General features: G+C 69.0%; 23 protein-coding genes and 1 tRNA gene. 16 read left to right on the top strand and 8 right to left on the bottom strand.

Annotation, left to right across the window (positions count from 1 at the left end; translation table 11 throughout):
* Position 1: 1 nt before the first annotated feature.
* From nrfD (TSO352_RS12495) to TSO352_RS12430, 14 genes are all read left to right on the top strand, one after another.
* Positions 2 to 1,375, top strand: a complete 1,374-nt coding sequence (gene nrfD, locus TSO352_RS12495; protein WP_109107656.1) for an NrfD/PsrC family molybdoenzyme membrane anchor subunit — start codon at positions 2 to 4, stop codon at positions 1,373 to 1,375.
* The gene (locus TSO352_RS12490; protein ID WP_109107655.1) at positions 1,372 to 1,923 is read left to right on the top strand and encodes a DUF3341 domain-containing protein; all 552 of its coding nucleotides are present in this window, start codon (positions 1,372 to 1,374) and stop codon (positions 1,921 to 1,923) included. Before nrfD (TSO352_RS12495) ends, TSO352_RS12490 begins: the two co-directional genes overlap by 4 nt.
* Positions 1,920 to 2,438, top strand: a complete 519-nt coding sequence (locus TSO352_RS12485) for a cytochrome c (RefSeq protein ID WP_109107654.1) — start codon at positions 1,920 to 1,922, stop codon at positions 2,436 to 2,438. The genes TSO352_RS12490 and TSO352_RS12485 overlap by 4 nt, the downstream gene beginning before the upstream one ends.
* Complete coding sequence (locus tag TSO352_RS12480) at positions 2,435 to 3,526, top strand: hypothetical protein (RefSeq protein WP_109107653.1); 1,092 nt, start codon at positions 2,435 to 2,437, stop codon at positions 3,524 to 3,526. Before TSO352_RS12485 ends, TSO352_RS12480 begins: the two co-directional genes overlap by 4 nt.
* Positions 3,519 to 3,998: a hypothetical protein gene (locus TSO352_RS33935; RefSeq protein WP_247872062.1), complete on the top strand. Its 480-nt coding sequence runs from the start codon at positions 3,519 to 3,521 to the stop codon at positions 3,996 to 3,998. The genes TSO352_RS12480 and TSO352_RS33935 overlap by 8 nt, the downstream gene beginning before the upstream one ends.
* On the top strand, positions 3,995 to 4,807 hold the full coding sequence (locus tag TSO352_RS12470; protein WP_109107652.1) for an SCO family protein: 813 nt from the start codon (positions 3,995 to 3,997) through the stop codon (positions 4,805 to 4,807). The genes TSO352_RS33935 and TSO352_RS12470 overlap by 4 nt, the downstream gene beginning before the upstream one ends.
* Before the next feature lie 17 nt (positions 4,808 to 4,824).
* Positions 4,825 to 5,802, top strand: a complete 978-nt coding sequence (gene coxB, locus TSO352_RS12465; protein WP_109108299.1) for a cytochrome c oxidase subunit II — start codon at positions 4,825 to 4,827, stop codon at positions 5,800 to 5,802.
* On the top strand, positions 5,799 to 7,442 hold the full coding sequence (gene ctaD / locus TSO352_RS12460) for a cytochrome c oxidase subunit I (protein ID WP_109107651.1): 1,644 nt from the start codon (positions 5,799 to 5,801) through the stop codon (positions 7,440 to 7,442). The genes coxB and ctaD overlap by 4 nt, the downstream gene beginning before the upstream one ends.
* Positions 7,435 to 8,091, top strand: a complete 657-nt coding sequence (locus TSO352_RS12455; RefSeq protein WP_199231585.1) for a cytochrome c oxidase subunit 3 family protein — start codon at positions 7,435 to 7,437, stop codon at positions 8,089 to 8,091. Before ctaD ends, TSO352_RS12455 begins: the two co-directional genes overlap by 8 nt.
* The gene (locus TSO352_RS12450; protein WP_109107649.1) at positions 8,088 to 8,420 is read left to right on the top strand and encodes a cytochrome C oxidase subunit IV family protein; all 333 of its coding nucleotides are present in this window, start codon (positions 8,088 to 8,090) and stop codon (positions 8,418 to 8,420) included. The genes TSO352_RS12455 and TSO352_RS12450 overlap by 4 nt, the downstream gene beginning before the upstream one ends.
* A 25-nt stretch (positions 8,421 to 8,445) precedes the next feature.
* A complete protein-coding gene (locus tag TSO352_RS12445) occupies positions 8,446 to 8,919 on the top strand; it encodes a hypothetical protein (protein WP_109107648.1) in 474 nt (157 codons plus the stop codon).
* The gene (gene selA / locus TSO352_RS12440) at positions 8,916 to 10,346 is read left to right on the top strand and encodes an L-seryl-tRNA(Sec) selenium transferase (RefSeq protein WP_109107647.1); all 1,431 of its coding nucleotides are present in this window, start codon (positions 8,916 to 8,918) and stop codon (positions 10,344 to 10,346) included. Before TSO352_RS12445 ends, selA begins: the two co-directional genes overlap by 4 nt.
* Positions 10,343 to 12,289, top strand: coding sequence for a selenocysteine-specific translation elongation factor (selB, locus tag TSO352_RS12435; RefSeq protein WP_109107646.1), 1,947 nt, complete (start codon positions 10,343 to 10,345; stop codon positions 12,287 to 12,289). Before selA ends, selB begins: the two co-directional genes overlap by 4 nt.
* Positions 12,290 to 12,296: 7 nt before the next feature.
* Positions 12,297 to 12,389, top strand: a tRNA-Sec gene (locus tag TSO352_RS12430).
* An 18-nt stretch (positions 12,390 to 12,407) separates the two neighbouring features.
* Here TSO352_RS12430 and TSO352_RS12425 read toward each other — a convergent pair.
* From TSO352_RS12425 to TSO352_RS12400, 5 genes are all read right to left on the bottom strand, one after another.
* Positions 12,408 to 12,749 (bottom strand): hypothetical protein, encoded by a 342-nt coding sequence (locus tag TSO352_RS12425; RefSeq protein WP_109107645.1) that lies wholly within the window; start codon positions 12,747 to 12,749, stop codon positions 12,408 to 12,410.
* On the bottom strand, positions 12,746 to 13,765 hold the full coding sequence (nrfD, locus tag TSO352_RS12420; protein ID WP_158284578.1) for an NrfD/PsrC family molybdoenzyme membrane anchor subunit: 1,020 nt from the start codon (positions 13,763 to 13,765) through the stop codon (positions 12,746 to 12,748). The genes TSO352_RS12425 and nrfD (TSO352_RS12420) overlap by 4 nt, the downstream gene beginning before the upstream one ends.
* A gap of 11 nt (positions 13,766 to 13,776) precedes the next feature.
* Positions 13,777 to 14,724, bottom strand: coding sequence for a 4Fe-4S dicluster domain-containing protein (locus TSO352_RS12415; protein WP_247872061.1), 948 nt, complete (start codon positions 14,722 to 14,724; stop codon positions 13,777 to 13,779).
* Positions 14,725 to 14,735: 11 nt separating this feature from the next.
* Positions 14,736 to 17,849 (bottom strand): formate dehydrogenase, encoded by a 3,114-nt coding sequence (gene fdh, locus TSO352_RS12410; protein ID WP_282183854.1) that lies wholly within the window; start codon positions 17,847 to 17,849, stop codon positions 14,736 to 14,738.
* Between the two features lie 146 nt (positions 17,850 to 17,995).
* On the bottom strand, positions 17,996 to 18,253 hold the full coding sequence (locus TSO352_RS12400; RefSeq protein ID WP_199231581.1) for a hypothetical protein: 258 nt from the start codon (positions 18,251 to 18,253) through the stop codon (positions 17,996 to 17,998).
* 510 nt (positions 18,254 to 18,763) lie between these two features.
* Between TSO352_RS12400 and TSO352_RS12395 the strand changes: the two genes are divergently transcribed.
* Together TSO352_RS12395 and TSO352_RS12390 are read left to right on the top strand one after the other, a co-directional pair.
* Entirely contained in the window at positions 18,764 to 20,563 is a 1,800-nt protein-coding gene (locus TSO352_RS12395) for a glycoside hydrolase family 15 protein (protein WP_109107642.1), read from the top strand.
* Between the two features lie 16 nt (positions 20,564 to 20,579).
* The gene (locus TSO352_RS12390) at positions 20,580 to 21,026 is read left to right on the top strand and encodes a PPC domain-containing DNA-binding protein (protein ID WP_109107641.1); all 447 of its coding nucleotides are present in this window, start codon (positions 20,580 to 20,582) and stop codon (positions 21,024 to 21,026) included.
* A 4-nt stretch (positions 21,027 to 21,030) separates the two neighbouring features.
* On the opposite strand, the gene TSO352_RS34260 is transcribed toward TSO352_RS12390, so the two are convergent.
* From TSO352_RS34260 to TSO352_RS12375, 3 genes are all read right to left on the bottom strand, one after another.
* On the bottom strand, positions 21,031 to 21,183 hold the full coding sequence (locus TSO352_RS34260; RefSeq protein WP_282183853.1) for a sensory rhodopsin transducer: 153 nt from the start codon (positions 21,181 to 21,183) through the stop codon (positions 21,031 to 21,033).
* Between the two features lie 262 nt (positions 21,184 to 21,445).
* Positions 21,446 to 24,367 carry an FAD-binding and (Fe-S)-binding domain-containing protein gene (locus tag TSO352_RS12380; RefSeq protein ID WP_109107640.1) on the bottom strand — a complete coding sequence of 974 codons (2,922 nt, stop codon included), beginning with the start codon at positions 24,365 to 24,367 and terminating at the stop codon, positions 21,446 to 21,448.
* On the bottom strand, positions 24,364 to 25,470 hold the full coding sequence (locus TSO352_RS12375; RefSeq protein ID WP_109107639.1) for an enolase C-terminal domain-like protein: 1,107 nt from the start codon (positions 25,468 to 25,470) through the stop codon (positions 24,364 to 24,366). The genes TSO352_RS12380 and TSO352_RS12375 overlap by 4 nt, the downstream gene beginning before the upstream one ends.
* Between the last annotated feature and the right edge of the window lie 70 nt (positions 25,471 to 25,540).

Below are 25,540 nucleotides of genomic sequence, written 5' to 3'. Positions count from 1 at the left end.
GGTGAGCCCATCGCCCGAGACACGCGCCGACCTGGACCGGGTGGTGGAGCCCGGCGTGACCGCCCTGTCGGTGACCGTCCATGTCAGCGACCTCGTGCTGGAACGCCGCACACCGCGCTGGTGGTGGATCGGCTTCGGGCTGTCGCTCGGGCTGCTCGGCCTGTTCGTGGTGGCGCTGGGCTGGCTGTTCTTCCGCGGCGTCGGCGTCTGGGGCATCGACTGGCCGGTCGCCTGGGGCTTCGCCATCGGCAATTACGTCTGGTGGGTGGGGATGGCCAGCGGCGGGACGCTGATCTCCGCGCTGTTCTTCCTGACCCGGTCGGACTGGCGCAGCGCCACCAGCCGGATCGCCGAGACCATGACGGTCTTCTGCGTCGCCTGCGCCGGGATCATGCCGGTCATCCATCTCGGGCGCTGGTGGTATTTCTACTGGCTGTTCCCCTACCCCAACACGATGGCGCTGTGGCCGCAGTTCCGCAGCCCGCTGCATTGGGATTTCGTCGCCATCCTGGTCTATGTCATCGGGTCGGTGCTGTTCTGGTATGTCGGGCTTCTCCCCGATCTGGCCACCCTGCGCGACCGGGCGCGGCGGCGCTGGCAGCGGGTGCTCTACGGCCTGCTGGCGCTGGGCTGGCAGGGCTCGTCGCGGCACTGGCGCCAGTTCAAGATTCTCTACGGTCTGTTCGCTGCGCTGATGGCGCCGCTGGTCTGTTCCATCCACAGCATCGTCGGGCTGGATTTCGCCGGCGGCCTGACGCCGGGCTGGCACGAGACGCAGTTCCCGCCCTATTTCGTCTTTGGCGCCGCGCTGTCCGGCTTCGCCGTGGTGCTGATGCTGGTCATCCCGCTGCGCCGGGCGCTGGATCTCACCGGCGTCATCACGCTCCGCCACGTCGACGTGCTGGCGCGGCTGCTGCTGACCGCCAGCCTGCTGCTGACCTACTGCTATCTGATGGAAGTGTTCATGCCCCTCTACCGGGGGGAGGAGCACGAGATCACGGTGGTGATGGCGGAACTCGGCGGCTATTACGCGCCCTGGTACTGGGCGAAGATCATCCTGAACGGCGTCGTGCCGCAGTTGCTGTGGATCCGGCCGCTGCGGCTGAACCGGCCGCTGCTGTTCCTGGTCGCGCTGGGCGTGGTGGTCGGCATGTGGATCGAACGCTACGTCATCGTCGTCGGTGGCCTGCACCGGAACTACACGGAATCGAGCTGGTTCGTCTTCATGCCGACCGTCTGGGACTGGGCGACGCTGGCCGGGTCGGTGGGCCTGTTCCTGACCGGCTTCTTCCTGGCGCTGCGCTTCATCCCGATCGTGTCGATGTTCGAACTGCGCGAACTCCTCCACAAGAAGAAGACGGAGGGCGGGCGATGACGGCGCATCGCGGCACCGGCCACACGTTCCGCGGCACGCTGGCCGCCTTCGACAGCCCCGACGCCATGCTGGAAGCCCTGCGGCGCCTGCGGCAGGAAGGCTTCACGCGGCTGGAGGTCTACAGCCCCCATGCGGTGGAGGAGGTGGACGACCTGCTGGGGCGCAAGCCGCGGGCGCTGCCGCTGATCGTCGTGGCGGCTGGCGTGCTGGGTGCGGTCGGCGGCTTCGCCCTGCAATATTGGGGGATGGTGCTGAGCTACCCGCTGAACATCGGCGGACGGCCGCTGAACAGCTGGCCGGCCTTCAGCACCACGACCTTCGAGCTGGCGGCGCTGGCCATCCTGCTGGTCGGCTTCCTCGCCTTCTGCGCGTTTTGCCGGTTGCCGCGCCTCTACGATCCGATCTTCGATGCGCCCGGCTTCGAGCATGCCTCGCAGGAGCGTTTCCTGATCTGGATCGCCGAGCGGGAGGGCCGCGACGACCGCGACCTGTTGCAACGGCTGCTGCCCCACGGGGAAGGCGTACGGATCGACGAGGTGCCGGCATGACCCGCCTGCTTCCTCTCGCCTTTCTGCTGTGCGCCGCGCTGCCGCTGGGGGCCTGCGACAACATGGCGAAGCAGCCGCGCGACAAGACCTGGACGCCGGCCAACACCAATCCCGGCAGCGGGTCGTGGCCGCCGGAGCCGGCGCCCAACACCGTCGCCCGCGAAGACCGGCCGCAGCCGGCCCCGGCGCTGACGCCGGCCCTGCTGGCCCGCGGCAAGGAGCGCTACAAGATCTACTGCACGCCCTGCCACGGCTATCTCGGCGACGGCGACGGCATGATCGTCCGACGCGGCTTCCCGCAGCCGCCCTCCTTCCACAGCGAGGCGTTGCGCAACGCCCCGACCCGGCATTTCTACGACGTCGCCACCAACGGCTGGGGGGCGATGTACTCCTATGCCGACCGCGTCACCCCCGACGACCGCTGGGCCATCGCCGCCTACATCCGGGCGCTGCAGACCAGCCAGAACACCGCCGCGGCCGAGCTGCCGGACGACGTGCGGAGGACGCTGCGATGAGCCGGCGCCCGCTGCTCGCCGCCATCGGCGCGGCACTGGCCGGCGGCGCGGTCTGCGCCATCGGCGCGCTGTTCGACCCGCAGGCGGTGCTGCGCGGCTGGCTGGCGTCCGTCGCCTTCTGGATCGGACTGCCGCTGGGCGCCATGATGCTGCTGTTCGCCCACGACCTGACCGGCGGGCGATGGGGGGCGGCCGCGGTGCCACCCCTGAGGGCCATGATCGCCGTGCTGCCGCTGGCGCTGCTGCTGCTGGTGCCGGTATTGATCCTGCTGCCGGAGCTGTATCCCTGGGCAAGGGCGGCGGAGGCCGCGCATCTGAAGAACCGCTTCTACCTGAACGTCCCCTTCTTCTACGGGCGGGCGGCGGTCTATGCCGTGGTCTGGCTGGGGCTGGCCCTGGCGGCGCTGCTGCGCTCGGGGCGGGGCGGCAACCCGCTGGCGGCACCGGGTCTGATCCTGTTGGGACTGAGCGTCACCTTCGCCTCCTTCGACTGGTTCATGTCGGTCGAGCCCGACTGGGGGTCGAGCATCTACGGGATGATGATCGTCAGCGGCCAGCTGCTGGGCGCCCTGGCGCTGGCGACGCTGGCCGCAATCCTGGCGGGACGGACGGACGCCGGGCAGCGGCGCGACCTGGGCAGCCTGCTGATCGCCGCAATCCTGCTGTGGTTCTACCTGTCCTTCATGCAGTTCCTGATCGTCTGGCAGGAGAATCTGCCGCATGAGATCCCCTGGTACGTCGCGCGCCTGTCCGGCGGCTGGGGCTGGGTTGCGGTGCTGGGCGCGCTGGCGCAGGGAGCGTTGCCGTTCGCAGCCCTGATCTGGTGGCCGGTGAAGCGCAGCCGGGGCGGTTTGGCCGCCGTCTGCCTGCTGCTGCTGGCGGCGCATCTGCTGGAATGCTGGTGGCTGATCATGCCGGGGGTGGAGGGCGGCTTCACCTGGTTCGCTCCCGCCGCGGCGCTGGCGACGGGCGGTGCCAGCATGGCGGTGTTCCTGTGGCGCCTCGGCGCCGACCGGCGGCACTCCACCCGGAGCGGGCAGGTCGGCCAGGCCGCTGCCTTGATGGCGGAGGGGGGACGCCATGGATAAGGCCACCCGTATCGATCGGTCCGGCTTCGCCGGGGCCGCGGCGGCGTTGCTGTTCGGCTGGGCGCGGCTGGGGCGCGGCCGTTCGCCGAAGCGGCCGGACCAGGAGGGCCGCAATCCCGACACGCGCTTCGAGAAGCGGGACACGCCGCCCTGGCTGTTCGTGCTGCTCGGCGGGCTGGCGGCCGGCCTGATCGCGACGGTCGTGGTCTCGCTGATGCTGATCTTCCCCGATGCGACCGCCGACCGGAACCGCGGCCTGACGACGCCGATGCCGGAGCCACGCCTGCAGACCGATCCCCCCGCCGACTTCAAGCGCTACAGGGAGCGGTCGATGGAGCGGCTGACCGGCTATGGCTGGGCCGACCATGAACGCGGCATCGCCCACATTCCCATCGACGAGGCGATGCGCCGCGTCGCCGAGCATGGAATTCCCGACTGGCCGGCGGACGCAAGTCAGGAGGAGCGGCGATGAAACGGGTTGCGATCGTCCCCCTGCTCGGCCTTCTGCTGGCCCTGCCAGTGACCGGCGCCGATGCCGCGCCGACGGCCCTGCTGCCTTCCGGCTTCAAGGACTTCGCCTTCGACCAGCATCCGGGGGCGCAGTTGCCGCGCGACGTCCGGCTGCGCGACGAGGCTGGCCACGCCGTCACCACCGCGACCCTGTTCGACGGGGACAAGCCGCTGGTTCTGGTCTTCGACTATTTCCGCTGCACGACGCTGTGCGGCGTGGTGCTGGGCGATCTGGCGGCGGCCTTGCGCCAGGTGCCGCTGACGCCGGGCAAGGATTACGCGGTGATGGCGGTCAGCATCGATCCCGGCGACAGCCCGGCCGATGCCGCCGAGATGAAGGCGCGGCATTTCGAACGCGATCCGGCGCTGGCCGGCGCCATCCACGCGCTGGTCGGCGATTCGGCCGATCGGGGGCGCGAGGTGCGCCGCCTTGCCACCGCCGCCGGCTTTCCCTACCGCCTCGACGAAGCCACAGGGCAATATGCCCATCCGGCGGGCGTGGTGCTGGTCTCGCCGGGCGGGACGGTTTCCCGCTACATCCTGGGGATCGGCTACGACCCCACCGACCTGCGGCTCGGGCTGGTCGACGCTTCCAAGGGCACGGTCGGTTCGGTGGCGGACCATCTGCTGCTGCTTTGCTACGGCTACGACCCGGCGCAGGGCACATATAACGCGGAAGTGGGCCGCCTGATGCAGGCGACCGGCGCCGTCTCGGTCCTGGCGGTCGGGCTGCTGGTGTGGCGAGCCACCCGCCGGCCGGGGAAGGGGTGAGGGCGGTCATGGGAAGCATGCGACTCCTCCCCCCCACCGCCTCCAGCCATGCCGCCGACATGGATTGGCTGTTCGCGGCCCTGATCGGCACCAGCGCCTTCATCCTTCTGCTGGTCTTCGGCCTGATGATCCTGTTCTGCGTCCGCTACCGCAAGGGCAGCACGGCCGACCGCGGCAATCGGATGGGCCGCACCTGGAGGGTCGAGACCGCCTGGACCATCGCCACTTTCATCGCCTTCCTCGGCCTCTATTTCTGGGGGGCGGACCTCTATGTCGGCATCCACAGCCCGCCCAAGGACGCCACCGACATCTATGTCGTCGGCAAGCAGTGGATGTGGAAGATCGAGCATCCCGGCGGCCAGCGCGAGATCGACACGCTGCATGTCCCGGTCGACAAGCCGGTGCGGCTGGTGCTGACCTCTCAGGACGTGATCCACGACTTCGCCATCCCCGCCTTCCGCGTCCGCCAGGACGCCCTGCCCGGCCGCTACGAGACGCTGTGGTTCACCCCGACCAAGGTCGGCGAGTACCGTCTGTTCTGTGCGGAGTTCTGCGGCACCTGGCATGCCCGCATGGGCGGCAGCGTCGTCGTCATGGAGCCGTCCGACTTCCAGCGCTGGCTGGACAGCCAGGACCCCGGCCCCAGCCTCGCCCAGGAGGGAGAGGCGCTGTTCCGCAGCCATGGCTGCAGCGGCTGCCACGGCACCGCCAGCACCGTCCACGCGCCGAAGCTGGAAGGGCTGTTCGGCCGCCCGGTGCCGCTGGAGGACGGCCGCACCGTCATCGCCGACGACCGCTATATCCGCGATTCGATCCTGAAGCCGAAGTCGGAAATCGCCGCCGGCTATCCGCCGGTCATGCCCTCCTTCGCCGGGCAGATCGGCGAGGACGATCTGCTGAAGCTGGTCGCCTACATCAAATCGCTGGCCGACAAGACGGCCGGAAACTCCCAAGCCGGCCGGACGGCCGGCAGTGCGGAAAGGCCCGCCCCATGACCATCGCGACCGTGACCGGCAAGCCGGGCGAACCCGTCGTCGCCACCAAGAACTATCTGACGGAGGAAGGCGTCACGCTACGCTCCTGGCTGCTGACGAAGGACCACAAGCGGATCGCCATCCTCTACACCCTGTCGATCACCGTGTTCTTCTTCGTCGGCGGGGCGGCGGCAACGCTGATCCGGCTCAATCTGGTGACGCCGGCCGGCATCTTCACGCCGGACATCTACAACCGGCTGTTCACGCTGCACGGCATCATCATGGTGTGGTTCTTCCTGATCCCGTCGATCCCCAACACCATGGGCAATTTCCTGATCCCGCTGATGATCGGCGCCAAGGATCTGGCCTTTCCGCGGCTGAACCTGCTGAGCTGGTATCTCTACGTCGGGGCGGGGCTGCTGGCGCTGTTCGCGATCCTGGTCGGCGGGGTCGACACCGGCTGGACCTTCTACACGCCCTTTTCCTCGATGTACTCCAACGGCTACGTCGTGCTGGCGCTGGCCGCGGTGTTCGCGGTGGGGTTCTCGTCGATCCTGACCGGGCTGAACTTCATCGTCACCACCCACCGGCTGCGCGCGCCGGGGATGACCTGGTACCGGCTGCCGGTGTTCGTCTGGTCGAACTACGCGACCTCCGTCATCATGGTGCTGGCGACCCCGGTGCTGGCGATCACCCTGGCGCTGGTGGCGGTGGAACGGCTGCTGCGGGTCGGCATCTTCGACCCGGCGCTGGGCGGCGATCCGTTGCTGTTCCAGCACCTGTTCTGGTTCTACTCCCACCCCGCGGTCTACATCATGATCCTGCCGGGCTTCGGCGTGATCAGCGAGATCGTGCCCTGCTTCGCCCGCAAGCCGCTGTTCGGCTACAAGTTCGTGGTGTGGTCCAGCATCACCATCGCGGTGATCGGTTTCTTCGTGTGGGCGCACCACATGTTCGTCGCCGGCATCTCGCTCTACGCCGGGCTGGTGTTCTCGCTGCTCAGCTACGTCATCGCGGTGCCGTCGGCGATCAAGGTGTTCAACTGGACCGCCACGCTGCACAAGGGCTGGATCAGCTTCGACGCGCCGATGCTGTACGCGCTGGGCTTCATCGGGCTGTTCACCATCGGCGGGCTGACCGGGCTGTTCGTCGCCAACCTCGCCTTCGACGTCCATGTCACCGACACCTATTTCGTCGTCGCCCATTTCCACTACATCATGGTCGGCGGCATGGTCAGCGCCTATTTCGGCGGGCTGCATTACTGGTGGCCGAAGATCACCGGGCGGCTCTATCCCGAATGGTGGGCGCGGATCGCCGCGCTGCTGATCTTCTTCGGCTTCAACCTGACCTTCTTCCCGCAGTTCATCCTGGGCTATCTCGGCATGGAGCGGCGTTACTACGCCTACCCGCCGGAGTTCCAGTTCTGGAACATCCTGTCGTCGGCCGGGGCATCGATCCTGGCCGTGGGCTATGCGCTGCCGCTGTTCTACCTGGGCTGGTCGCTGGTCCGCGGCAAGCGGGCCGGGGCCAACCCGTGGGCGGCGACCGGGCTGGAATGGCAGACCTCCTCCCCTCCGCCCACCCACAATTTCGACAAGACGCCGACCGTCACCCGTCCACCCTACCAGTACCGGCCCGAAGCGGAGCCGCAGGATGCCTGAGGCGCCCGCCAACCCGATGCCGGAACCGCAATACGCGACGATGGAGCAGCAGGCCGACACCGCCGCCTTCGGGATGTGGGTGTTCCTGGCGACGGAGATCCTGTTCTTCGGCGGGATGCTGCTGGCCTACACATGGCTGCGCGCCAGCTATCCGGAAGGCGTGGCGGAGGCCGGGCGCCACACCAGGATCGTCATCGGCTCCGTCAACACGCTGGTGTTGCTGACCAGCAGCTTCACCATGGCCTGGGCCGTCCATGCGGCGGAGCATGAGCAGCGCCGGGCGCTGGTCCGGCTGCTGGCGGTCACAGCACTGCTGGGGCTGCTGTTCCTTGGGCTGAAGGGCTACGAGTACCACACGGAATGGACCGAACATCTGGTACCGGGGCTGAATTTCCACGAGGAGAGCGCGCATGCCCAGGCGATTGAGCTGTTCTATTTCCTCTATTTCCTGCTGACGGGGATTCACGGCATCCACGTCACCATCGGCATCGGACTGATCGTGGTGATGGCGGTGCGGGCGCGGCGCGGCGCCTTCTCCTCCCGCTATTACACGCCGGTGGAGGTGACGGGGCTGTACTGGCACTTCGTCGACATCGTCTGGATCTTCCTCTACCCGCTGATCTACCTGGTCGGACGGAGCGGACCATGAAGGCACCTCCCCTCCCCCTGCTGTTCACCTGGGCGGCGCTGCTGGGATTGCTGGCGGCGACGCTCGGCCTTGCCTATGTACCGATGCCGGGGCCGATGAACGTCGTGGTGGCGCTGGGCATCTCGGTGGCGAAGGCGCTCCTGGTGCTGGCGCTGTTCATGAAGTTGTTCCGCGCCCCGGCGCTGACCCGCGCCGCCGCGGCAGCCGGGCTGTTCTGGCTGGCCATTCTGTTCGCGCTGTCGGCGACCGACTATCTGACCCGCAAGGTGGAGCATGCGGGCGACCTGCCGGCACCGACGGGCCGCGAACACCAGCCGGGCAACCGCTGATCCGCCAAATGAGGAGGCCGACGCGATGCATTCAAACGCCACCAGCCGGCTGGTCAATGCCGTGGTCCGCACCCGCCGCATTCTGGACGCCGCGCGGTGCGCCGCCACCGAGCATTTCGGCGAAGGCGCCCGCGACGGCCGCAAGGTGACGATGCTGAAGGACCTCCGCGACCTGCACGACCGCATCATCCGGCCCGTCGCCGACTCCCGGCAGCCGATCGTCCGCGATGTCGGTACCGTGTGGTTCCAGGAGGATATCGGCCTCGTCCACGAAATGCCGCGCGCCATCGTCCACTTCACCTCCCTCGACACCGGGGAGGATGCGCCGCGCGCCTATATGACCTTCCATGTGGGGGAGGACGGCACGGCATCGGTGTCCGGGAATTTCCTCACGCCGGTGAAGACGACCGACGTGCGGACCTGCTGGCTGGACGATCTCGACAGCGAGACCGTCGCCGAGATGATCGACGAGTTCCTGGCCAAGGCGATCCAGGCATGAGCGCCGAAGTGACTCTGTCCGCATTGCGCAAGCTGCCACAGGTGCAAAGGCTGATCGACAACGAACGGACGGCGGCGCTGGTCGCCGCCCATGGGCGGACGCCGGTGCTGCGGGCGCTCCGCACCGAGCTGGATGCTCTGCGCACGGCGCTGCGGACCGGCGCCACCGATGCCGCCACACCGGCCGAAGCCATCATCGCCGCCGCTGCCGGACGGCTGGAGCGGGAAGGCGTGCCGGTGCTGCGCCGCGTCGTCAACGCGACCGGGATCGTCCTGCACACCAATTTGGGCCGCGCCCCGCTGGCGCCGGAGGCGGTGGCCGCGGTCACCGCGGCGGCGGCCAGTTACATGAACCTCGAATACGACCTGGACAGCGGACGGCGCGGTTCGCGGTATCATGGCGTCACCGGCCTGCTGTGCGAACTAACCGAGGCCGAGGCGGCGCTGGTGGTCAACAACAACGCCGCCGCCGTGCTGCTGGCGCTGGCGGCGCTGGCTTCCCCGGGCGAGGCGATCGTCTCGCGCGGGGAACTGGTGGAGATCGGCGGCTCCTTCCGCGTGCCGGACGTGATCGCTCAGAGCGGCGCCCGACTGGTGGAGGTCGGCACCACCAACAAGACCCGCGCCACCGACTACGAGCGTGCCATCGGTCCCGACACCCGGATGCTGCTGAAAGTCCACCCCAGCAACTACCGCATCCAGGGCTTCACCACCACCCCTTCCCGCCGGGAGCTGGTCGCGCTGGCCGACGCCCGCGGCCTGATCGCCATGGAGGATTTGGGCAGCGGCAGCCTGATCGACCTTGCCGCCCACGGCCTGCCGGCGGAGCCGACGGTGCAGGAGGCCCTGCGCGCCGGAATGCATCTGGTCACCTGCAGCGGCGACAAGCTGCTGGGCGGACCGCAGGCCGGGCTGATCCTGGGCCGTGCCGACCTGATTGCGCGGCTGAAGGCGCATCCGCTGCTGCGGGCCTTGCGCACGGACAAGCTGACCCTGGCAGCGCTGGAGGCGACGCTGAAGCTCTATCGCGCGCCGGAGCGGGTGGCGGGTGGCGGCCCCGGCCATGTGCCGGTCCTGTCGATGCTGGCCGCCCCGCTTCCCGTCCTGACGGAGCAGGCGGAGCGCTTGCGCGGCATGCTGGCCGATCTTCCCGGCCTGACCGTCGAGCTGCGCGACGGCGACGGCTTCGCCGGGGGCGGCACCCTGCCCGAAGCGGCGATTCCCACCCGGCTGGTTGCGATCCACTGCGCAGCGGTCGGGGTTTCGGAGTTGGCGCGGCGGCTGCGTGCCTATCGGCCGGCGGTGGTCGGCTTCATCAGGGACGACCGGCTGCTGTTCGACCTGCGCACCGTCGCCGATGCCGAACTGGCGGAGATCGCCGGAGCCTGCGCAGCGGCATGTCGCACACGACCGGCGGGTGAGCCGTGAAGACCGTCGTCGTCGGCGTCATCGGCCATGTGGACCACGGAAAGACGGCGTTGGTCGGTGGGCTGACCGGCATCGAAACCGACCGGTTGGCCGAGGAGAAGCGCCGCGGCATCTCCATCGCGCTCGGCTTCGCCCATCGCGTGGGGGCCGCCGGCACGCTGGCCTTCATCGACATGCCCGGCCACGAACGCTTCGTCCGCACCATGATCGCCGGAGCGACCGGCATCGACGCCGCCCTGCTGGTCGTCGCCGCCAACGAGGGCATCAAGCCGCAGACCGAGGAACATCTCGCCATCGCCCGCCTGATCGGCGTGCGACGGGGCGTCGTCGCCATCTCCAAATGCGACCTCGTCAGCGAGGCGCAGGCCGCGGCGACTGCCCGGGCCGTTCGCCGGCTGCTCGACGGCACGCCGCTCCAGGGGGCGCCGGTCATCCACACCTCCACCGCGACGGGCGCGGGGATGGACGGGCTGGCCGGCGCGCTGGACGGGCTGTTCGCCGGTGGGGCGGAACGGCCGGACCTCGGCTGCTTCCATCTGCCGGTCGACCGGGCCTTCGCCGTTCCCGGCTTCGGCCCCGTGGTGACAGGCACGCTGAGGCGGGGAAGCCTGCACGTCGGCGATACGGTGGAGCTGTGGCCGAGCGGCCGGACCCTGCGGGTGCGCGGCCTGCACGTCCATGGCGCCGCGGTGGACGGTGCGGAGCCGGGCAGCCGGGTCGCCGTCAACCTGCGCGACGCGGAACTGGCGGAACTGGGGCGCGGCGACATCCTGGCAACGCCCGGGCTCCTGGTGCCGTCCCGCTGGATCGATGTGCGGCTGGAGGTACTGCCCGATGCGCCAAGGGTGCTGCGGGCCGGCGACACCGTGCAACTGATGTTCGGCACCACCGACACCGCCGCCCGCCTGCGCCTGCTGGACCGCGACGCGCTGGAGCCGGGCGAGGCAGCCCCGGCACAGCTGGCCTGTGCGGAGCCAGTGACCGCCGCCGCGGGCGAACCCTATGTGCTGCGCCAGGGCTCCCCGGCCCGGACCGTGGGCGGCGGGCGCATTCTCGATCCGGCGGCGGTGCGGCGGCGGCGCTTCGACCCGGCGGTGGTCCGGTCGGCCCATGCGCTGGCCGAGGGGCGGCTGGCCGACGCGTTGGCCGAACGGCTTGCCCTCGCCGGCGAACGCGGGCTGCGCAGCGCAGAGCTGGCGCGGCTGCACGGGCTGCCGCCCGGCCGGCCGCAACCGGCATTTCCCGGTGCCGTGCCGTTGCCACCCGACCTGTGGCTGGCCGAACCGCTGTACCGGAGCCTGCGCAACGCCGTGCTGGACGCCGTGCGCGACTTCCAGGCGGCCCACGCGACGGAGCGCGGCGCCCCCGCCGAGCGGCTGCGTGAGCGCCTGCCGCCGGCGCTGCCGCCCGAAACGCTGTCCGCGCTGATCGGGCAACTGGTGGCCGACGGGGCGCTGGTGCGGGATGCCGGGCTCCTGCGCCGGCGCGACCTGAACGCCGCCGACCTGCTGTCGGCCGGCGACCGCGATACGCTGGCCGCGGTGGAGACCGCCTTCCGCGACGGTGGCCTGACCCCACCCGACGTGGCGGAGGTGGTCGGCCGCGACACCGGGCGCCACCGCGCGCTCCATTACCTGGCCCGGGCCGGCGTGCTGGTGCGCACCGTCGACCGGGTGCAGAAGCGCGAGATCCTGTTCCATCGCGATGCCGTGGCACTGGCGGCCGAACGGGTCGCCGCCGCGCTGGCGGGGAGCGCCGACGGGCTCACGTTGGGCGAACTGGCCAAGCGGCTGGGGACCACGCGCAAATTCGGGGTGCCGCTGCTGGAGCATCTCGACAAGCTCGGGGTCTCGCAGCGGCGGGGTGATCGCCGCATCATGGCCGCCCAAGAGGTCGCTGCCCGAAAGATCGCTGGCGGCGGAGCGGCGGCATCCGCATCTTGAGCATGCCGGAGGCGATAAGGGTCTGGTGGCCCTCACGGTCTTCAAAACCGCTGGTTCGCCAACAGCGAACGGTGGGTTCGATTCCCATCCGCCTCCGCCACCCGCACCGCGAAACCGGCTATGCCCGGTCCTTCGCCTCCGTCAGGACCTTGCGCAACTGGTCGCGCATCGTCTCCACCCGTTTGCGGCGGACGCCGACCAGCGGAAACTCCGCGCCGTAGGTTACGCTCAGCGCCGTGTTGACATGCTCCAGCGTCGCCGCCCCACCGTCGTCGCCGGACCGTTTGCGGGCGATCAGGCCGTCGCGCAGCTTCACCAGGCAGCGCGAGGCCTCGGCCATCGCATTGTAGACCTGGTCGGGAGGAAGCTCGTCCGCAGGACGGGCCAGCAGCTCGTCGAGCACCGAGAGCGCGTCGGCGCAGTGGTTGCCGGAGGGATGGGGCGCTCCGGAATTGCTCATGGCAGGACCCTCCGCGCCGCGGTGTCGGGCAAGAGCGTGCGTTTGCGTTCGTTGAGGGTGTTCGGCGGCGTCCGGGCGAACCGGAAATAATCGGCCGGACGTTCCGCGGAACGGTTGCCGGCACGCAGGATGGCGGTGCGCAGTGCCATGCCGCCGGCCAGGACCGCCAGGGAGCCCAGCACCGACAGCGCCGCAGACGGCCGGCGACGGCCGGCGTTGATGGCGTGGCAGACCAGCGGGATACCCGCACCCACGGCGATGGCGCCAATCTTGTGGACCGCGCCCAACGCACCCTGCTCCAGCGGTGCGGCGACATGGTCCGCCTCATACTCGCGCCTGGAGGCGAGCGAGGCGGCGAGGTCGACGGCGCTCGCCACCATGGCGACCCGGTCCAGCCGTTCGGCGTTTCCCGGCCGGCCGTCGATGCGCTCGCCCAGCGACAGGGCCGCCGCCCCGCAGGCCATGGCAGAACTGCCGAAGCGCACCGCCAGAAGCCGCGGCGCCGCCGCCCACAAGGGTGTGCTGGTCGAGGACAGCAGGGCCGCGGTGTAGACGCTCATCCCCGCCCCGGCCAGCGCCGCCGGAACCTGCGTCACCCGCGCCACCCGCTTCATTCCTATCCAGTCGGCGGCGGCGGTCACCGCGCTGAAGGCGCCAAAACCGGAAAGGATGTAGCTGCCGATCGACATCGGCGAGGTCCGCCGGAAGATGCGCAGCATGTTGTACCAGCGGCTGGGCGTGTGCAGGTCGCCGATCAGAAGCAGCGGCCCCAGCGTCGCCCCGATCATCGCGACATGGCGGGCGTTGCGCGCCGTCTTCTCCATGCCCGGTCCGCCAAACAGGTCGGCCGCGGTGCCGAGGATCTGGGCGGAGCCCGACATGCCCGCCAGGAAGATGTAGCCGCTGGTCTTCCAGCCGAAGGGGCTGGCTTTCAGCGCCGGCTGCCCGTAATAGCCGACGCCCTGATAGGGCCGGTCGGCGGCACCGGGCTTGTGCGTCTGCAGGTCCTGTTGCATGGGGGCCTCCCTCATGACCGGCGGTTGGCGGCGAACAGGGCGACCGCGACCATCGTCAACCCGGCCATGGTGGCGAGCCCGGTGCCCAGTGCCGGCGCCACCCGGTTGGAGGCGCGGGTGGGTGCGGATGGCAGGCCGTAGGTTTCCGGCCGGTCGGTCAGCAAGAAGAAGGCGTTCAGGTGCCCCAGATCGCCGGTCGCCCCGGGCGAGCCCGGCGCGCCGTAGAGATAGGCGTCGGTGGCGCCGCGCTCATGCAGGCTGTCGACCCGCTCCCTCGCCCGCTCCACCAGATCAGGCAGTTCGCCGAACTGGATGCTGTCGGTCGGGCAGGACTTGGCGCAAGCCGGTTCCAGCCCGCCCTTCAGCCGGTCGTAGCACAGCGTGCATTTGTGCGCCTTGCCGTCGGCAACGTTCAGGTCGACCACGCCGAACGGGCAGGCCGGCACGCAATAGCCGCAGCCGTTGCAGATGTCCTGCTGAACGACGACGGTGTCGAACTCCGTCCGGAACAGCGAGCCGGTCGGACAGGCCTCCAGGCAGGGAGCGTTGTGGCAGTGCTTGCACACGTCGCTCATCATCAGCCAGTTGCTCTGGAAGGGCGGCATGGTGGTGGTGTTCCGCTCCGTGCCCCTCCCCTCCCCGGCGTCCAGGTCGCCGCCGATCTTCTCGACGAAGGCGACATGGCGCCAGCTGTTGGCCGACAGCCTGCCGGTGTTGTCATAGCTGGTGCCCTTCAGCCCGACATCGTCGGCAGGCAGGGCATTCCACTCCTTGCAGGCCACCTCGCAGGCCTTGCAGCCGATGCACAGGGTGGTGTCGGTGAAGAAGCCGTAGCTTCGCCCCGGCACGATGGTCACCCCGGCGGTCAGTTCCGATTCGTCCGGAATCATCCCCGGGAGGATCGGCTCGGCATAGTCGAGCGCGCGCTTTGGCACCGCGCGCGCGGGTATGTCCTTCACGGCTCCCATTCTCAATCCCCCTCCTGCCGGACATCCCGCAACCGGCCGCGCGGCTCGTCGGGAGCGAGGCGGCCGGGTCGCAGACCGCAGGTCAGCGCTTTGTTCTCATGCATGCCGGTGTTCGGATCGCCGATGGCCGCGGTCAGCACATTGGCGATGTCGCCGGTGGCGAAGCCCTTCCAGCCGAAATGCCAGGGCAGGCCGATCTGGTAGATCCGCCGGCCGTCGATGGCGAAGGGCCGCAGCCTTTCGGTCACCATCGCCTTGGTCTCGATCTGCCCGCGCGGGGTGGACAGGACCACCCAGTCCAGCATGCCGATGCCAAGTTCCGCCGCCAGTTCCGGGGGGATTTCGCAGAACCCCTCCGGCTGGAGTTCGGCGGTGGAGGCGACCGACCGGGTCGGCGTGCCGCCCGAATGATGCTCCGTCAGGCGGTAGGTGGTCAGCGCATAGGGGTAGCGCGGATCGCCCGGCGGATGGATCGGGTTGTCGGGCCGGTCCCAGATCTTGGCGGTCGGGTTCTGCTGCTGGGCGTAGAGCGGGTTTCTCACTGGCGATTCGACCGGCTCGTAGTGGGTCGGCAGCGGCCCATCCTTCAATCCTGACGGCACGAACAGCGCGCCTCGGCCATCGGCGATCATGATAAACGGATCGGTGCCGCACAGCGCGTCCATTCCCGACGGCTCCGTCGACCAGTCTGGCGCATAGTCGGGCCGCTTGTTCTTCGAGAAGTCGACCGCGTCGGTGCCGGCCCACTCGCCCTTCTCCTCATCCCACCAGACCAGCTTCTTGCGCTCCGACCATGGCTTGCCGGAGGGGTCGGCGGCGGCGCGGTTGACCAGGGTCCGCCGGTTCGACGGCCAGGCGAAGGCCCATTGCAGGTGCGTGCCCGGGCCGTCCGCACCGTCGGCTTTGCGCGACCGGGCGTGATTGAAGTCGTTCTTCGGGAAGACGCCGGTGTAGATCCAGCAGCCGCAGGCGGTCGACCCGTCGTCCTTCAACTCCTTGAAGTCGGGGATCTGCTGCCGCTGCGCCGGGTCGGGCGACCATGTGTAGCCGTTGATTTCCTTCAGCACGGCTTCAGCGTCCGGCTCTCCCTTCCCGTCGGCCTCGGGATAGTCCCAGGTCAGGTAACGGATCCCCTGGTCCTTCACCGCCGCGCTGTTGGCATAGAGCGCCTTCAGCCGGCGGCCGAGCTGATAGATGAACCACAGGTCGGACCGGCTGTCGCCGGGGCCGTCCACCACCTTGTCGTGCCATTGGATCAGGCGGTGGGTGTTGGTGAAGGTGCCGGCCTTTTCCCCGGCCAGCGAGGTCGGCAGCAGGAAAATCTCGGTCCCAATGTCCTGCGGCGTCAGCTCGCCGCTGCGCACCGCATGACCTTCATACCAGAAGGACGCGCTTTCGGTTTCGGTGAAGTCGGTGACGACCAGCCAGTCCAGCTTGCCAAGCGCGCTCTGCACCAGCCGGGAGTTGCTGCCGCCGACCGCCGGATTCTGGCCCATCAGGAACATGCCCCTGATCAGCCCGTCCTGCATGGCGAGCGTCATCGGCAGCTGGGAATGGTCGCCGAGGATCTTCGGCAACATCTCGAAGCACCAGCCATTCTCCTTCATCGCCGCCTCGCCGTACCAGGCGCGCAGCAGGCTGACCATGTATTTGGGGAAGTTGTGCCACCAGCCGGTCGGGGTCGCTTCGTGGTCGATATAGTCCTGCAGCGTGCCGTGCGGCTTGTGAGCATGCGGCTGTGGCAGATAGCCCGGCAGCAGGTTGTACAGCGTCGGGATGTCCGTCGATCCCTGGATGCTGGAATGCCCCCGCAAGGCCAGGATGCCACCACCCGGCCGACCGACGTTGCCCAGCAGCAGCTGGATGATCGCCGCGGCCCGGATGATCTGGACGCCGGTCGAATGGTGGGTCCAGCCGACGGCGTAGCAGATCGCGCCGGTACGTTCGGGTCCTGAGGCACGGCAGAAGCCGTCCGCCACCGCCAAGAAGGTTTCCTTCGGGCAGCCGGTCACCCGCTCCACCATCTCCGGCGTGTAGACGGAGAAGTGACGCTTCAGGATCTGGTAGACGCAACGCGGATCCTGCAGGGTCTCGTCCTTCGGCGTCGGCCCTTTCTTGAGGCGCTTGGTGCAATCGGAGAAGGATTCGGTGGTGTTGACGAAATGCTCCGCCAAAGACGACGGCACGAACTCGCCTTTGTACTGCCAGCTATCGTACTCGTACGACTTCTTCTTCTCGCTCCAGCCCGAGAATTTCCCATCGTTCTGGTTGGCATCCAGGAAGTCATCCTCGATGATCGTGGAGATGTTGGTGTAGTTCAGGGCATAATCCCTGAACCACAGGTTGTTCTCCAGGATATGGCGGATAATCCCGCCCAGAAACGCGATGTCGGTCCCGGCGCGCACCGGAGCATAGGTGTCGACCAGCGCCGAGGTGCGGGTGAAACGGGGATCCGCATGGAACAGTGCGGCCCCCTTCTCCTTCGCCTGGAGAGCGAAGCGGAAGGCAATCGGGTGGTTTTCCGCCATGTTGGACCCCATCACCAGGATGGCGTCGGAATTGGCGAGATCCCATTGGGGCATGGTGGCCGCCCCACGGCCGAAGGAGGCACCCAAACTGGGCACCGATGAGGAGTGTCAGACCCTTGCCTGGTTTTCGACCCAGACCATCCCGAGGCCGCCGGAAAACAGCTTCTTGATCAGGTAGTTTTCCTCATTGTCCAAGGTCGCCCCGCCCAGCGAGGCGATGCCCAGCGTGTGGTTCACGACGGTGCCGTCGGGCAGCGTCTCGACGAAGGTCTCGTCGCGGGTCTGCTTGGTCAGCTGCGCGATGCGGTCCATCGCCCAGTCCAGCGGCCGTTCCTCCCACCTGTCGGAATGGGGCGCGCGATAGAGCACCTTGCTCATCCGCAGCTCGCTGGTCAGCCAGCCGAAGGTCGCCGCCCCCTTCGGGCAGAGCGTGCCCTGGTTGATCGGACTGCGCGGGTCGCCCTCCACATGGATGACGCGGCCCTCCTTGGCGTAGATCAGCTGGGCGCAGCCGACCGCGCAGTAGGGGCAGATGTTGGTGCCGACGGTATCCGCCTCTTCCAGGCGCGGGCGCAGAGTGTGCGACATCCGGCTTTTCGCGGCGTCGGAAAAGGGGCTTTCCCCGCTCAACTGACGCGGCAACGACCATTCGGCCAGGAAATCACGCGCACGGTCAGCGAGCGTGCGACGAAGGACGGGCCGGCTCTGCCCCGGCTTGCGTGGCTGACGCGGCTTCATGAGCGGCTCTCCCCTTTGGTTTCGCTGTCGGCATAGCGGATGTCGCGAACCACGGCGGCGATCAGGTCGGGCGGCTCGTCATAGGTGACGGTGACCCGCGCCCTGGAACCGACCAGCGCCGGCAGGTCCTGCGGTTCGATCGGTGCGCTGTGGGCAAGCATGAACAGCTTCGCGATCCCCTGGTCGCTGACCAGCTGGAAGCGGCTTTCCTGCGCCAGGGTGATGATTCCGTCGACCGTGCGCGTTTGCATCATTGTCGCATGCCTTTCGTTGGCTGGATAACTCACCAGCAAGCAATCGGTTCGCGCCGAATTCAAAATTTTCCCTCAACCGCCCGGGTGTCATCCGTTGGCTTGATGCTGTGGACGACCGCTGCCCACCGGCCTGAACTGGCCATAAGGTGTGGTCGGTGTCGAACGCGACGTCAGGGAGGGCCGTCCACAGGAACATCGTCACTGTCGGTTTGGAGTTTCCAAGATGAGGATGTGCGAGGGTGACGAGAGACGGGATGGCAATACGGTTCAAGCCGAGGATTGGGAAACCCCGTGTGTGACACAATGCATGCGAAACGCGCTGGCTTGACTGGGACCTGATCCGCTGATTTCATCCTGGCCCACGGTCCTATGTGCCGCATCATTCGCGGCCGGACACATGACCGCACGACACGGGAGCAACTCCGAGCGACACGTCTGGTTCCATTCCCCCGGAACCCCCCGGCCTCCCGCGAGTTGGCGAGGTGCGGACACGCCGCGGGGAAGGCCGGCATGGCATCACGGATCGAAGACTACGCGTTGCTCGGAGATTGCGAGACCGCGGCCCTGGTGTCGCGGGCCGGCTCGGTCGACTGGCTGTGCTGGCCACGATTTGATTCCGACGCCTGTTTCGCCGCCCTGCTCGGCGCCCCGGAGCACGGCCGCTGGCTGATGGCGCCGGCCGACCCGGACGCCCGCGCGACACGGCGCTACCGCGGCGACACGCTGATCCTGGAGACAGACTTCGAAACTGCGGACGGGGCGGTGACTGTCATCGACTTCATGCCACCCCGCGGACAGGCGTCGGACGTGGTGCGCATCGTGGCAGGGCGCCGGGGCCGCGTCGCCATGCGCACCGAACTGGTCATCCGCTTCGGCTGCGGCTGCGCCGTGCCCTGGGTGTCGCGCCTGGACGACGGCGGCCTGCGGGCCATCGCCGGGCCGGATATGCTGCTCCTGCGCACGCCGGTGGCGCTGCACGGGGAAAATTTGACGACCGTCGGCGACTTCACCGTCGCGGCCGGCGAGCGTGTGCCCTTCGTGATGACCTACGCCCCCTCCTACACGCCGCCACCAGAGCCGGTGGATGCGGAACAGGCGCTCTGCGACACCGAGGGGTTCTGGGCGGATTGGATCGGCCACTGCACCTACGACGGCGCGTGGTCCGACGCGGTGCGCCGCTCGCTGGTGACGCTGAAGGCGCTCACCTACCGGCCCACCGGCGGCATCGTCGCAGCCCCCACCACGTCGCTCCCCGAGCAACTCGGCGGTGTGCGCAACTGGGATTACCGGTACTGCTGGCTGCGCGACTCGACCTTTACGCTGCAGGCGCTGATGAACGCCGGCTTCTACGAGGAGGCGGGCGCCTGGCGCGACTGGCTGCTGCGCGCCGCCGCCGGCCACCCCGACCAGATCCAGATCATGTACGGTCTGGCCGGCGAACGCCGCCTGCGGGAGTGGGAGGCCGACTGGCTGCCCGGCTACGAAGGCTCCCGCCCCGTGCGCATCGGCAACGCCGCGTCCTCGCAGCGCCAGCTCGACGTGTACGGCGAACTGATGGACGCGCTGCACCAGGGCCGGAAGGGCGGCCTCGGCCGGAACGACGCGGGATGGCGGCTTCAACGGTCACTGCTCGCTCATCTGGAGACGGTCTGGGACCAGCCGGACGAAGGCATCTGGGAAACCCGCGGTGGCCGGCGACACTTCACCTTCTCCAAGGTGATGGCCTGGGCAGCCTTCGACCGCGCGGTCAGAAGCGCCGAACAGTTCGGCATGGACGGGCCGGTCGAGGCGTGGAAGGCACTGCGGCGGCGCATCCACGACGACGTGTGCGCCAACGGCTATGATCCCGCGATGGGTTCCTTCGTGCAGTTCTACAAGGCCAAGGAGCCGGACGCCTCCCTGCTGTTGCTGCCCGTGGTTGGCTTTCTGCCGGCCGACGACCCGCGCGTCGCCGGTACCGTGACGGCCATCGAGCGCCGGCTGTTGAAGGACGGGTTCGTCCAGCGCTACGACACGAGCCGCGTCGAGGACGGGCTGCCACCCGGCGAGGGCAGTTTCCTGGCGTGCAGCTTCTGGCTGGTGGACGCCTACGTCCTGCAAGGCCGACAGGCCGAGGCGACGGCGTTGTTCGAGCGCCTTCTGGGTCTCCGCAACGACCTCGGCCTGCTGTCGGAGGAGTATGATCCAGGCGCCGGGCGGCTGGTCGGGAACTTCCCGCAGGCATTCTCGCACATCGCGCTGGTGAACTCCGCCCACAACCTCAGCCGCAACGCGGAACCGGCCCGACAGCGCTCGGGCGGCATCCCCTGACCACGGAGGCACGGACATGCAGGTGAAACGGATCAAGGACGGACCCGAGCGGATCTACGCCGTCGTCTTCCAGACCGGCGACGATCCTATCGAGGGGCTGAAGGCGGTGGCGCGGGACGAAGGGCTGGCGGGAAGCAGCCTCACCGCCATCGGCGCCTTCCGGCGCGCGGTGCTGGGGTTCTTCGACTTCGACCGCAAGGACTACGACCGCATCCCGGTGGAGGGGCAGTGCGAGGTGGTCTCGCTGATCGGCAACATCGCCGAGAGTCCGGACGGGCCGGGGCTGCACCTGCACGCCGTGCTGGGCAAACGCGACGGGCAGGCCGTTGCCGGCCATCTGCTGGAGGCGGAGGTGCACCCGACGCTGGAGGTCATGCTGCTCGAGAGCCCGAAACACCTCGTCCGCCGCAAGGACGCGGCGACCGGCCTCGCCCTGCTGGCCCCGAGCACCCCGGGGCCGTGACCACTCAGCCGGGGAACGCGATGGTGCTGAGCAGTGCGTTCTCCGCCTGCCGGCTGTCCAGGCGGGTGACCTGCACCACCACCGGCCCGCTCGCCTCGACGACGCTGGAATAGGGCGTGCCCAGCGGCACCGGCTCCGGATCGTTGAGCAGGTTCATGCGCACATGGTTGGTGCGCCGCGCGCCGACCCGCAAGGCGGTAGGGGCCGGCGGGCTCGCGGTCGGTGAAGTACAGCGTGATCCGCACCTCCACCTCCCGGTCGCCCGCGTTGAGGATGCACAGGCCCTCGTGGCTGGTCATGTCCGGCTCGGGGCCGTGGCTCCCGGACGGGATGTAGCCGTCCGGGATCGCCCAGCGGGTGTGGCCGATGGGAGTGTCGCTCATGGAACCGTCGTTCATGGAACCTGCTCCTTCCTAGTCCTACTCGGCGGCGTGAGGCGCGCGTTCCCGGTTGGCCGGCGTGTGCGAGGACCGGCGGCGCAGCCCATCGCGCCAGACCTCGGCCAGCGTCCACGCGTGCCGGCCGGTCAACTGCTCGACCTGCTGGCGGCAGGAGAAGCCATCGGCGATCAGCAGCGCATCGGGCGGCGCGTCGCGCAAGGTGGCGCCGAGCCCCTGGTCGAAGACGGCAAGCGACACCTCGTACTTGTCCGCTTCATAGCCGAAGGCGCCGGCCATGCCGCAGCAGCCGTCGTCGAGGACGCGCGCGTCGAGCCCGCTCTTGCGGATCTGCGCGGCGTCACACCCCATGCCGAAGACCGCCTTGTGGTGGCAGTGCCCATGCACCAGGGCCTTGCCGGACAGCGTCGGCGGGTCGAAGCGCGCCACCTTTTCCAGGAATTCGGCCAGCAGCATGGTGCGCTGGGTCAGCCGCTTGGCCTCCGCATCATCGGGGAACAGGTTGGGCAGTTCGTCACGGAACACCGACAGGCAGCTCGGCTCGATGCCGACCACATAGGCACCGGCGTCCAGTTCCTGCCGCAGGCCGGCCATTGTGCGCTTCAGAGTGCGCTTGGCGGCATCCAGCCAACCGAAGTCGTAGTAAGGCCGGCCGCAGCACAGGTTCGCCCGCGGAATGGTGACGGCGTAGCCGGCAGCCTCCAGCACCTCGGCCGCGGCGAACAGCGGTTCGGGCGTGAAATGGTTGTTGAAGCTGTCGGTCCACAGCACCACGGGCGGACGCCCACGGTCCGGTTCCGGCGCCCAGGACCGGCGAAAGGTCCGCGGGGCGAAGGCCGGCACCGGGCGCTGCGGCGCGATGCCCGCCGCCGCCCGCGAGAGCCGGCCGAACACCGGCGTTCGTGTCGCCAGGTTGGGCGCCCACCACACCGGGGCCAGCCAGCGCGCCCAGCGGTGGATCAGCCCCATGCTGTAGGCCGCACGCGGGCGCATGCGGCCCTGGTAATGGTGGTGCAGGAACTCTGCCTTGTAGGTCGCCATGTCGACATTGACCGGGCAGTCGGCCTTGCAGCCCTTGCAGCCGAGGCAGAGGTGCAGTGCGTCATGGATCGTCTCGTCCCCCCAGCCCGCTTCGAGGGGATCGCCTTGCAACATCTCCTGCAGGAGGCGGGCCCGGCCGCGCGTCGAGTGCTTCTCCTCGCGCGTCGCGCGGAAGCTCGGACACATGGTGCCGCCCTCGTGCCGTCGGCACTTGCCGACACCGACGCAGCGCAGCAGCGCGTGGGTGAACGACCCGCCATCCTCTTTGTAGGCGAAGACATGGTCGAGGTGCGGCGGGTGGAAGCGTGGCCCGAGCCGCAAATGCTGGTCCACGGCGAAGGGGTGCACGACCTTGTGCGGGTTCATCCGGTTGTCCGGGTCCCAGATCGCCTTGAACGCGGCGAAGGCGCGGACGAGATCGTCGCCGAACATGATCGGCAGCAGCTGCGCCCGCGCCTGCCCGTCGCCATGTTCGCCGGACAGGGTGCCGCCGTGCCGCACCACCAGATGGGCCGCGTCGTTCAGGAAGGCGCGGAACCTGTCCACCTCCTGCCGCGTGTGCAGACCGAAGCCGACGCGGCAGTGGATCAGCCCATCGCCGAAATGGCCGTACAGCGCCGGCTCGTAGCCGTAGCGGTCGAACAGCGCCAGCAGGTCGCGCATGTAGGAGCCGAGGTTTTCCGGCGCCACCGCAGAGTCCTCCCAGCCTGGCCAGGTGTCGTGCTTCTCCCCAGGCACCCAGGCGGTGGCGCCGAGGCCGGATTCGCGCACCTTCCACAGCCGCTCCTGCTCGTGGTCGTCGGCAACGATCTTCAGGCCCTCGACGTGCGGCTGGCCGCGCAGATGCTCCTCCAGCCGGCGGGCCTTGGCGAGCGCGTCGTCGCGGCTCTCCCCGCCGAACTCGACGAACAGCCAGGACGGCCCCTCCGGCAGCAGCTTCAGGTCATCGACGTGCAGGTGCTTCTTGCGCATGAAGTCGGTCAGGCGCTCGTCCACCCCCTCGATGGCGTCGGGGCCGAAGCCGCGCACGTCGCAGACGATGTCGGCGGCGTGGCACACGCTCTCGAACCCGGCGACCAGCACCACCTTGGCCGGTGGGTCGGGGATGAGGTTGAGCGTGGCGCGCAGCACCGTGACGCAGGTCCCTTCGGTGCCGACCAGGGCCTGGGCGAGGTTGAACGCCCCGTCCCCGTCCGGCAGCAGCGAATCCAGGTTGAAGCCCGACACCCGGCGCGGGATTTTCGGGTAGACGCGGCGGATCTCGTCGGCGTAGCGGTCGCGCAGGGCCTTCAGCCGCGCGTAGATCTCCCCCTTCCGTCCGCCCTCGGCGATGAAGCGCTCCAGCTCCGCCTCGGTCGTGCGGCCGACGGTCAGGCGCAGCCCGTCGTAGGTGAGGATGTCCAGGCTCTCGACGTTGTGGCTGGTGACCCCGGCGATCACCGAGTGTGGGCCGGCGGAGTTGTTGCCGATCATGCCGCCGATGGAGTTGTGGTCGTGCGTCGACGGGTCGGGGCCGAAGCGCAGCCCGTGCGGCTTGCAGCGCTTCTGCACCTCGTCCAGCGTGATCCCCGGCTCCACCGTCGCCAGCCGCTTCTCCAGGTCGATGGAAAGAAAGCCGTTGCAGTACTTCGAACTGTCGATGATGACCGCGTAGTTGGTGGTCTGCCCGGCCAGCGCGGTGCCGCCGCCGCGCTGCGTGATCGGGACACCGAAGTGGGAGCACACCCGCACCGCCTCGGCCAGCGCCTCCACGTGATGGGGCACCACCACGCCGACGGGCACTTCGCGGTAATTGGAGGAATCGGTGGCGTAGAGCGCCCGGTCGCCGTCGCCAAAGCGGATCTCGCCATCCACGCGGCTGCGCAGCGCGGCCACCAAGGCGGGCACGTCGATGTCGGTCATGTGCGGAACCTCTCGGCGTCGGCCCGCTTCAGCTCGATGCCGAGGCCGGGGCGCGTCCGGTCCGGCGCCAGTTCGCCGTTCACCGGGGTGATCGCGCCGTCGAACAGCATCGCCTCGATGCGGGCATGATCGTGGAAATACTCGATGTTCTTCAAGGAGCGGCAGGCGCAGCCGACCTGGGCGTGCAGCGTCGGCGCGGTGTGGGCCGACAGCGGCACCGTGAACGCCTCCGCCAGCGCCGCCGCGGCCAGGAAGCCGGTGATGCCGCCGCAGCGCGTGCCGTCGGCCTGGAGCACGTCGACCGCGCCGGCCTCCAGCATGCGGCGGAAGTAGATGGGCGTGTAGCCGTACTCCCCCGCCGCGATCATCATGCCGCCGGGACCGCGGTCGCGCAGCAGGCGCAAGCCTTCCAGGTCGTCCGACGACACCGGCTCCTCGAACCAGGCCACGCCCTGATCGGCGAAGCGCCCGGCCTGGGCCAGCGCCAGCTTGCGGTCATAGGCGCCGTTGGCGTCGACATAGAGGTCGGTATCGGGGCCTATGGCGGTGCGCACCAGCGCCACGCGCTCCCGATCCCTCCCGGCGTCGCGGCCGATCTTCATCTTGACGGCCGACAGCCCGTCGCGCGCCCAGCCGGCGAGCTGCTCGACCAACCGCCCGTCCGAATAGGAGGTGAAGCCGCCGCTGCCATAGGCCGGCGTGCCGTCGCGGGCGCGGCCCAGCAGATCGGCGATGCCCAGCCCCAGCAACCTGCCCTTCAGATCCCACAGCGCCACGTCCACCGCCGAGATCGCCATGGCGGCGATGCCCGGCCGGCCGAGGTTGCGCACCGCCTCGGTCATGACGATCCAGGCGCGGTTGGTGTCGAAGGCGTCGATGCCGCCGACCCGGCCCGCCAACCTGTCGGCAATCAGGCGGGCGGTCGCCATATCGGCGTAGCCGTAGCCGAGCCCGTTGCGGCCACCCGCCTCGGCGGTGACCACGACCAGCGTCGTGCTGTCCCAGTCCATGGTGCCGTCGGCTTCGGGTTGGTCGGTCGGAATGGTGAAGGTCTCGACGCCGATCCGTTCAATGGGCGTTTCAACGCGTGGGGCGTGGGGCATGGGCGTGCTCGAACCCTGGTGACGGGTGCCGGGCCAACTCCCGGTCCCCGCCGCGGTTCCCCATAAAATG

The organism is Azospirillum sp. TSO35-2 (assembly GCF_003116095.1).
Taxonomy (GTDB): Bacteria; Pseudomonadota; Alphaproteobacteria; order Azospirillales; family Azospirillaceae; genus Azospirillum.
This window is presented reverse-complemented; position numbering and strand designations above follow the sequence as displayed.

Bases quoted from the DNA above. Each gene is read 5' to 3' on its own strand.
- TSO352_RS12490 (WP_109107655.1), top strand. From the start codon at position 1,372: ATGACGGCGCATCGCGGCACCGGCCACACGTTCCGCGGCACGCTGGCC.
- TSO352_RS12485 (WP_109107654.1), top strand. From the start codon at position 1,920: ATGACCCGCCTGCTTCCTCTCGCCTTTCTGCTGTGCGCCGCGCTGCCG.
- TSO352_RS12480 (WP_109107653.1), top strand. From the start codon at position 2,435: ATGAGCCGGCGCCCGCTGCTCGCCGCCATCGGCGCGGCACTGGCCGGC.
- TSO352_RS33935 (WP_247872062.1), top strand. From the start codon at position 3,519: ATGGATAAGGCCACCCGTATCGATCGGTCCGGCTTCGCCGGGGCCGCG.
- TSO352_RS12470 (WP_109107652.1), top strand. From the start codon at position 3,995: ATGAAACGGGTTGCGATCGTCCCCCTGCTCGGCCTTCTGCTGGCCCTG.
- coxB (WP_109108299.1), top strand. From the start codon at position 4,825: ATGCGACTCCTCCCCCCCACCGCCTCCAGCCATGCCGCCGACATGGAT.
- ctaD (WP_109107651.1), top strand. From the start codon at position 5,799: ATGACCATCGCGACCGTGACCGGCAAGCCGGGCGAACCCGTCGTCGCC.
- TSO352_RS12455 (WP_199231585.1), top strand. From the start codon at position 7,435: ATGCCTGAGGCGCCCGCCAACCCGATGCCGGAACCGCAATACGCGACG.
- TSO352_RS12450 (WP_109107649.1), top strand. From the start codon at position 8,088: ATGAAGGCACCTCCCCTCCCCCTGCTGTTCACCTGGGCGGCGCTGCTG.
- TSO352_RS12445 (WP_109107648.1), top strand. From the start codon at position 8,446: ATGCATTCAAACGCCACCAGCCGGCTGGTCAATGCCGTGGTCCGCACC.
- selA (WP_109107647.1), top strand. From the start codon at position 8,916: ATGAGCGCCGAAGTGACTCTGTCCGCATTGCGCAAGCTGCCACAGGTG.
- TSO352_RS12425 (WP_109107645.1), bottom strand. From the start codon at position 12,749: ATGAGCAATTCCGGAGCGCCCCATCCCTCCGGCAACCACTGCGCCGAC.
- nrfD (WP_158284578.1), bottom strand. From the start codon at position 13,765: ATGCAACAGGACCTGCAGACGCACAAGCCCGGTGCCGCCGACCGGCCC.
- TSO352_RS12400 (WP_199231581.1), bottom strand. From the start codon at position 18,253: ATGATGCAAACGCGCACGGTCGACGGAATCATCACCCTGGCGCAGGAA.
- TSO352_RS12395 (WP_109107642.1), top strand. From the start codon at position 18,764: ATGGCATCACGGATCGAAGACTACGCGTTGCTCGGAGATTGCGAGACC.
- TSO352_RS12390 (WP_109107641.1), top strand. From the start codon at position 20,580: ATGCAGGTGAAACGGATCAAGGACGGACCCGAGCGGATCTACGCCGTC.
- TSO352_RS34260 (WP_282183853.1), bottom strand. From the start codon at position 21,183: ATGAACCTGCTCAACGATCCGGAGCCGGTGCCGCTGGGCACGCCCTAT.
- TSO352_RS12380 (WP_109107640.1), bottom strand. From the start codon at position 24,367: ATGACCGACATCGACGTGCCCGCCTTGGTGGCCGCGCTGCGCAGCCGC.
- TSO352_RS12375 (WP_109107639.1), bottom strand. From the start codon at position 25,470: ATGCCCCACGCCCCACGCGTTGAAACGCCCATTGAACGGATCGGCGTC.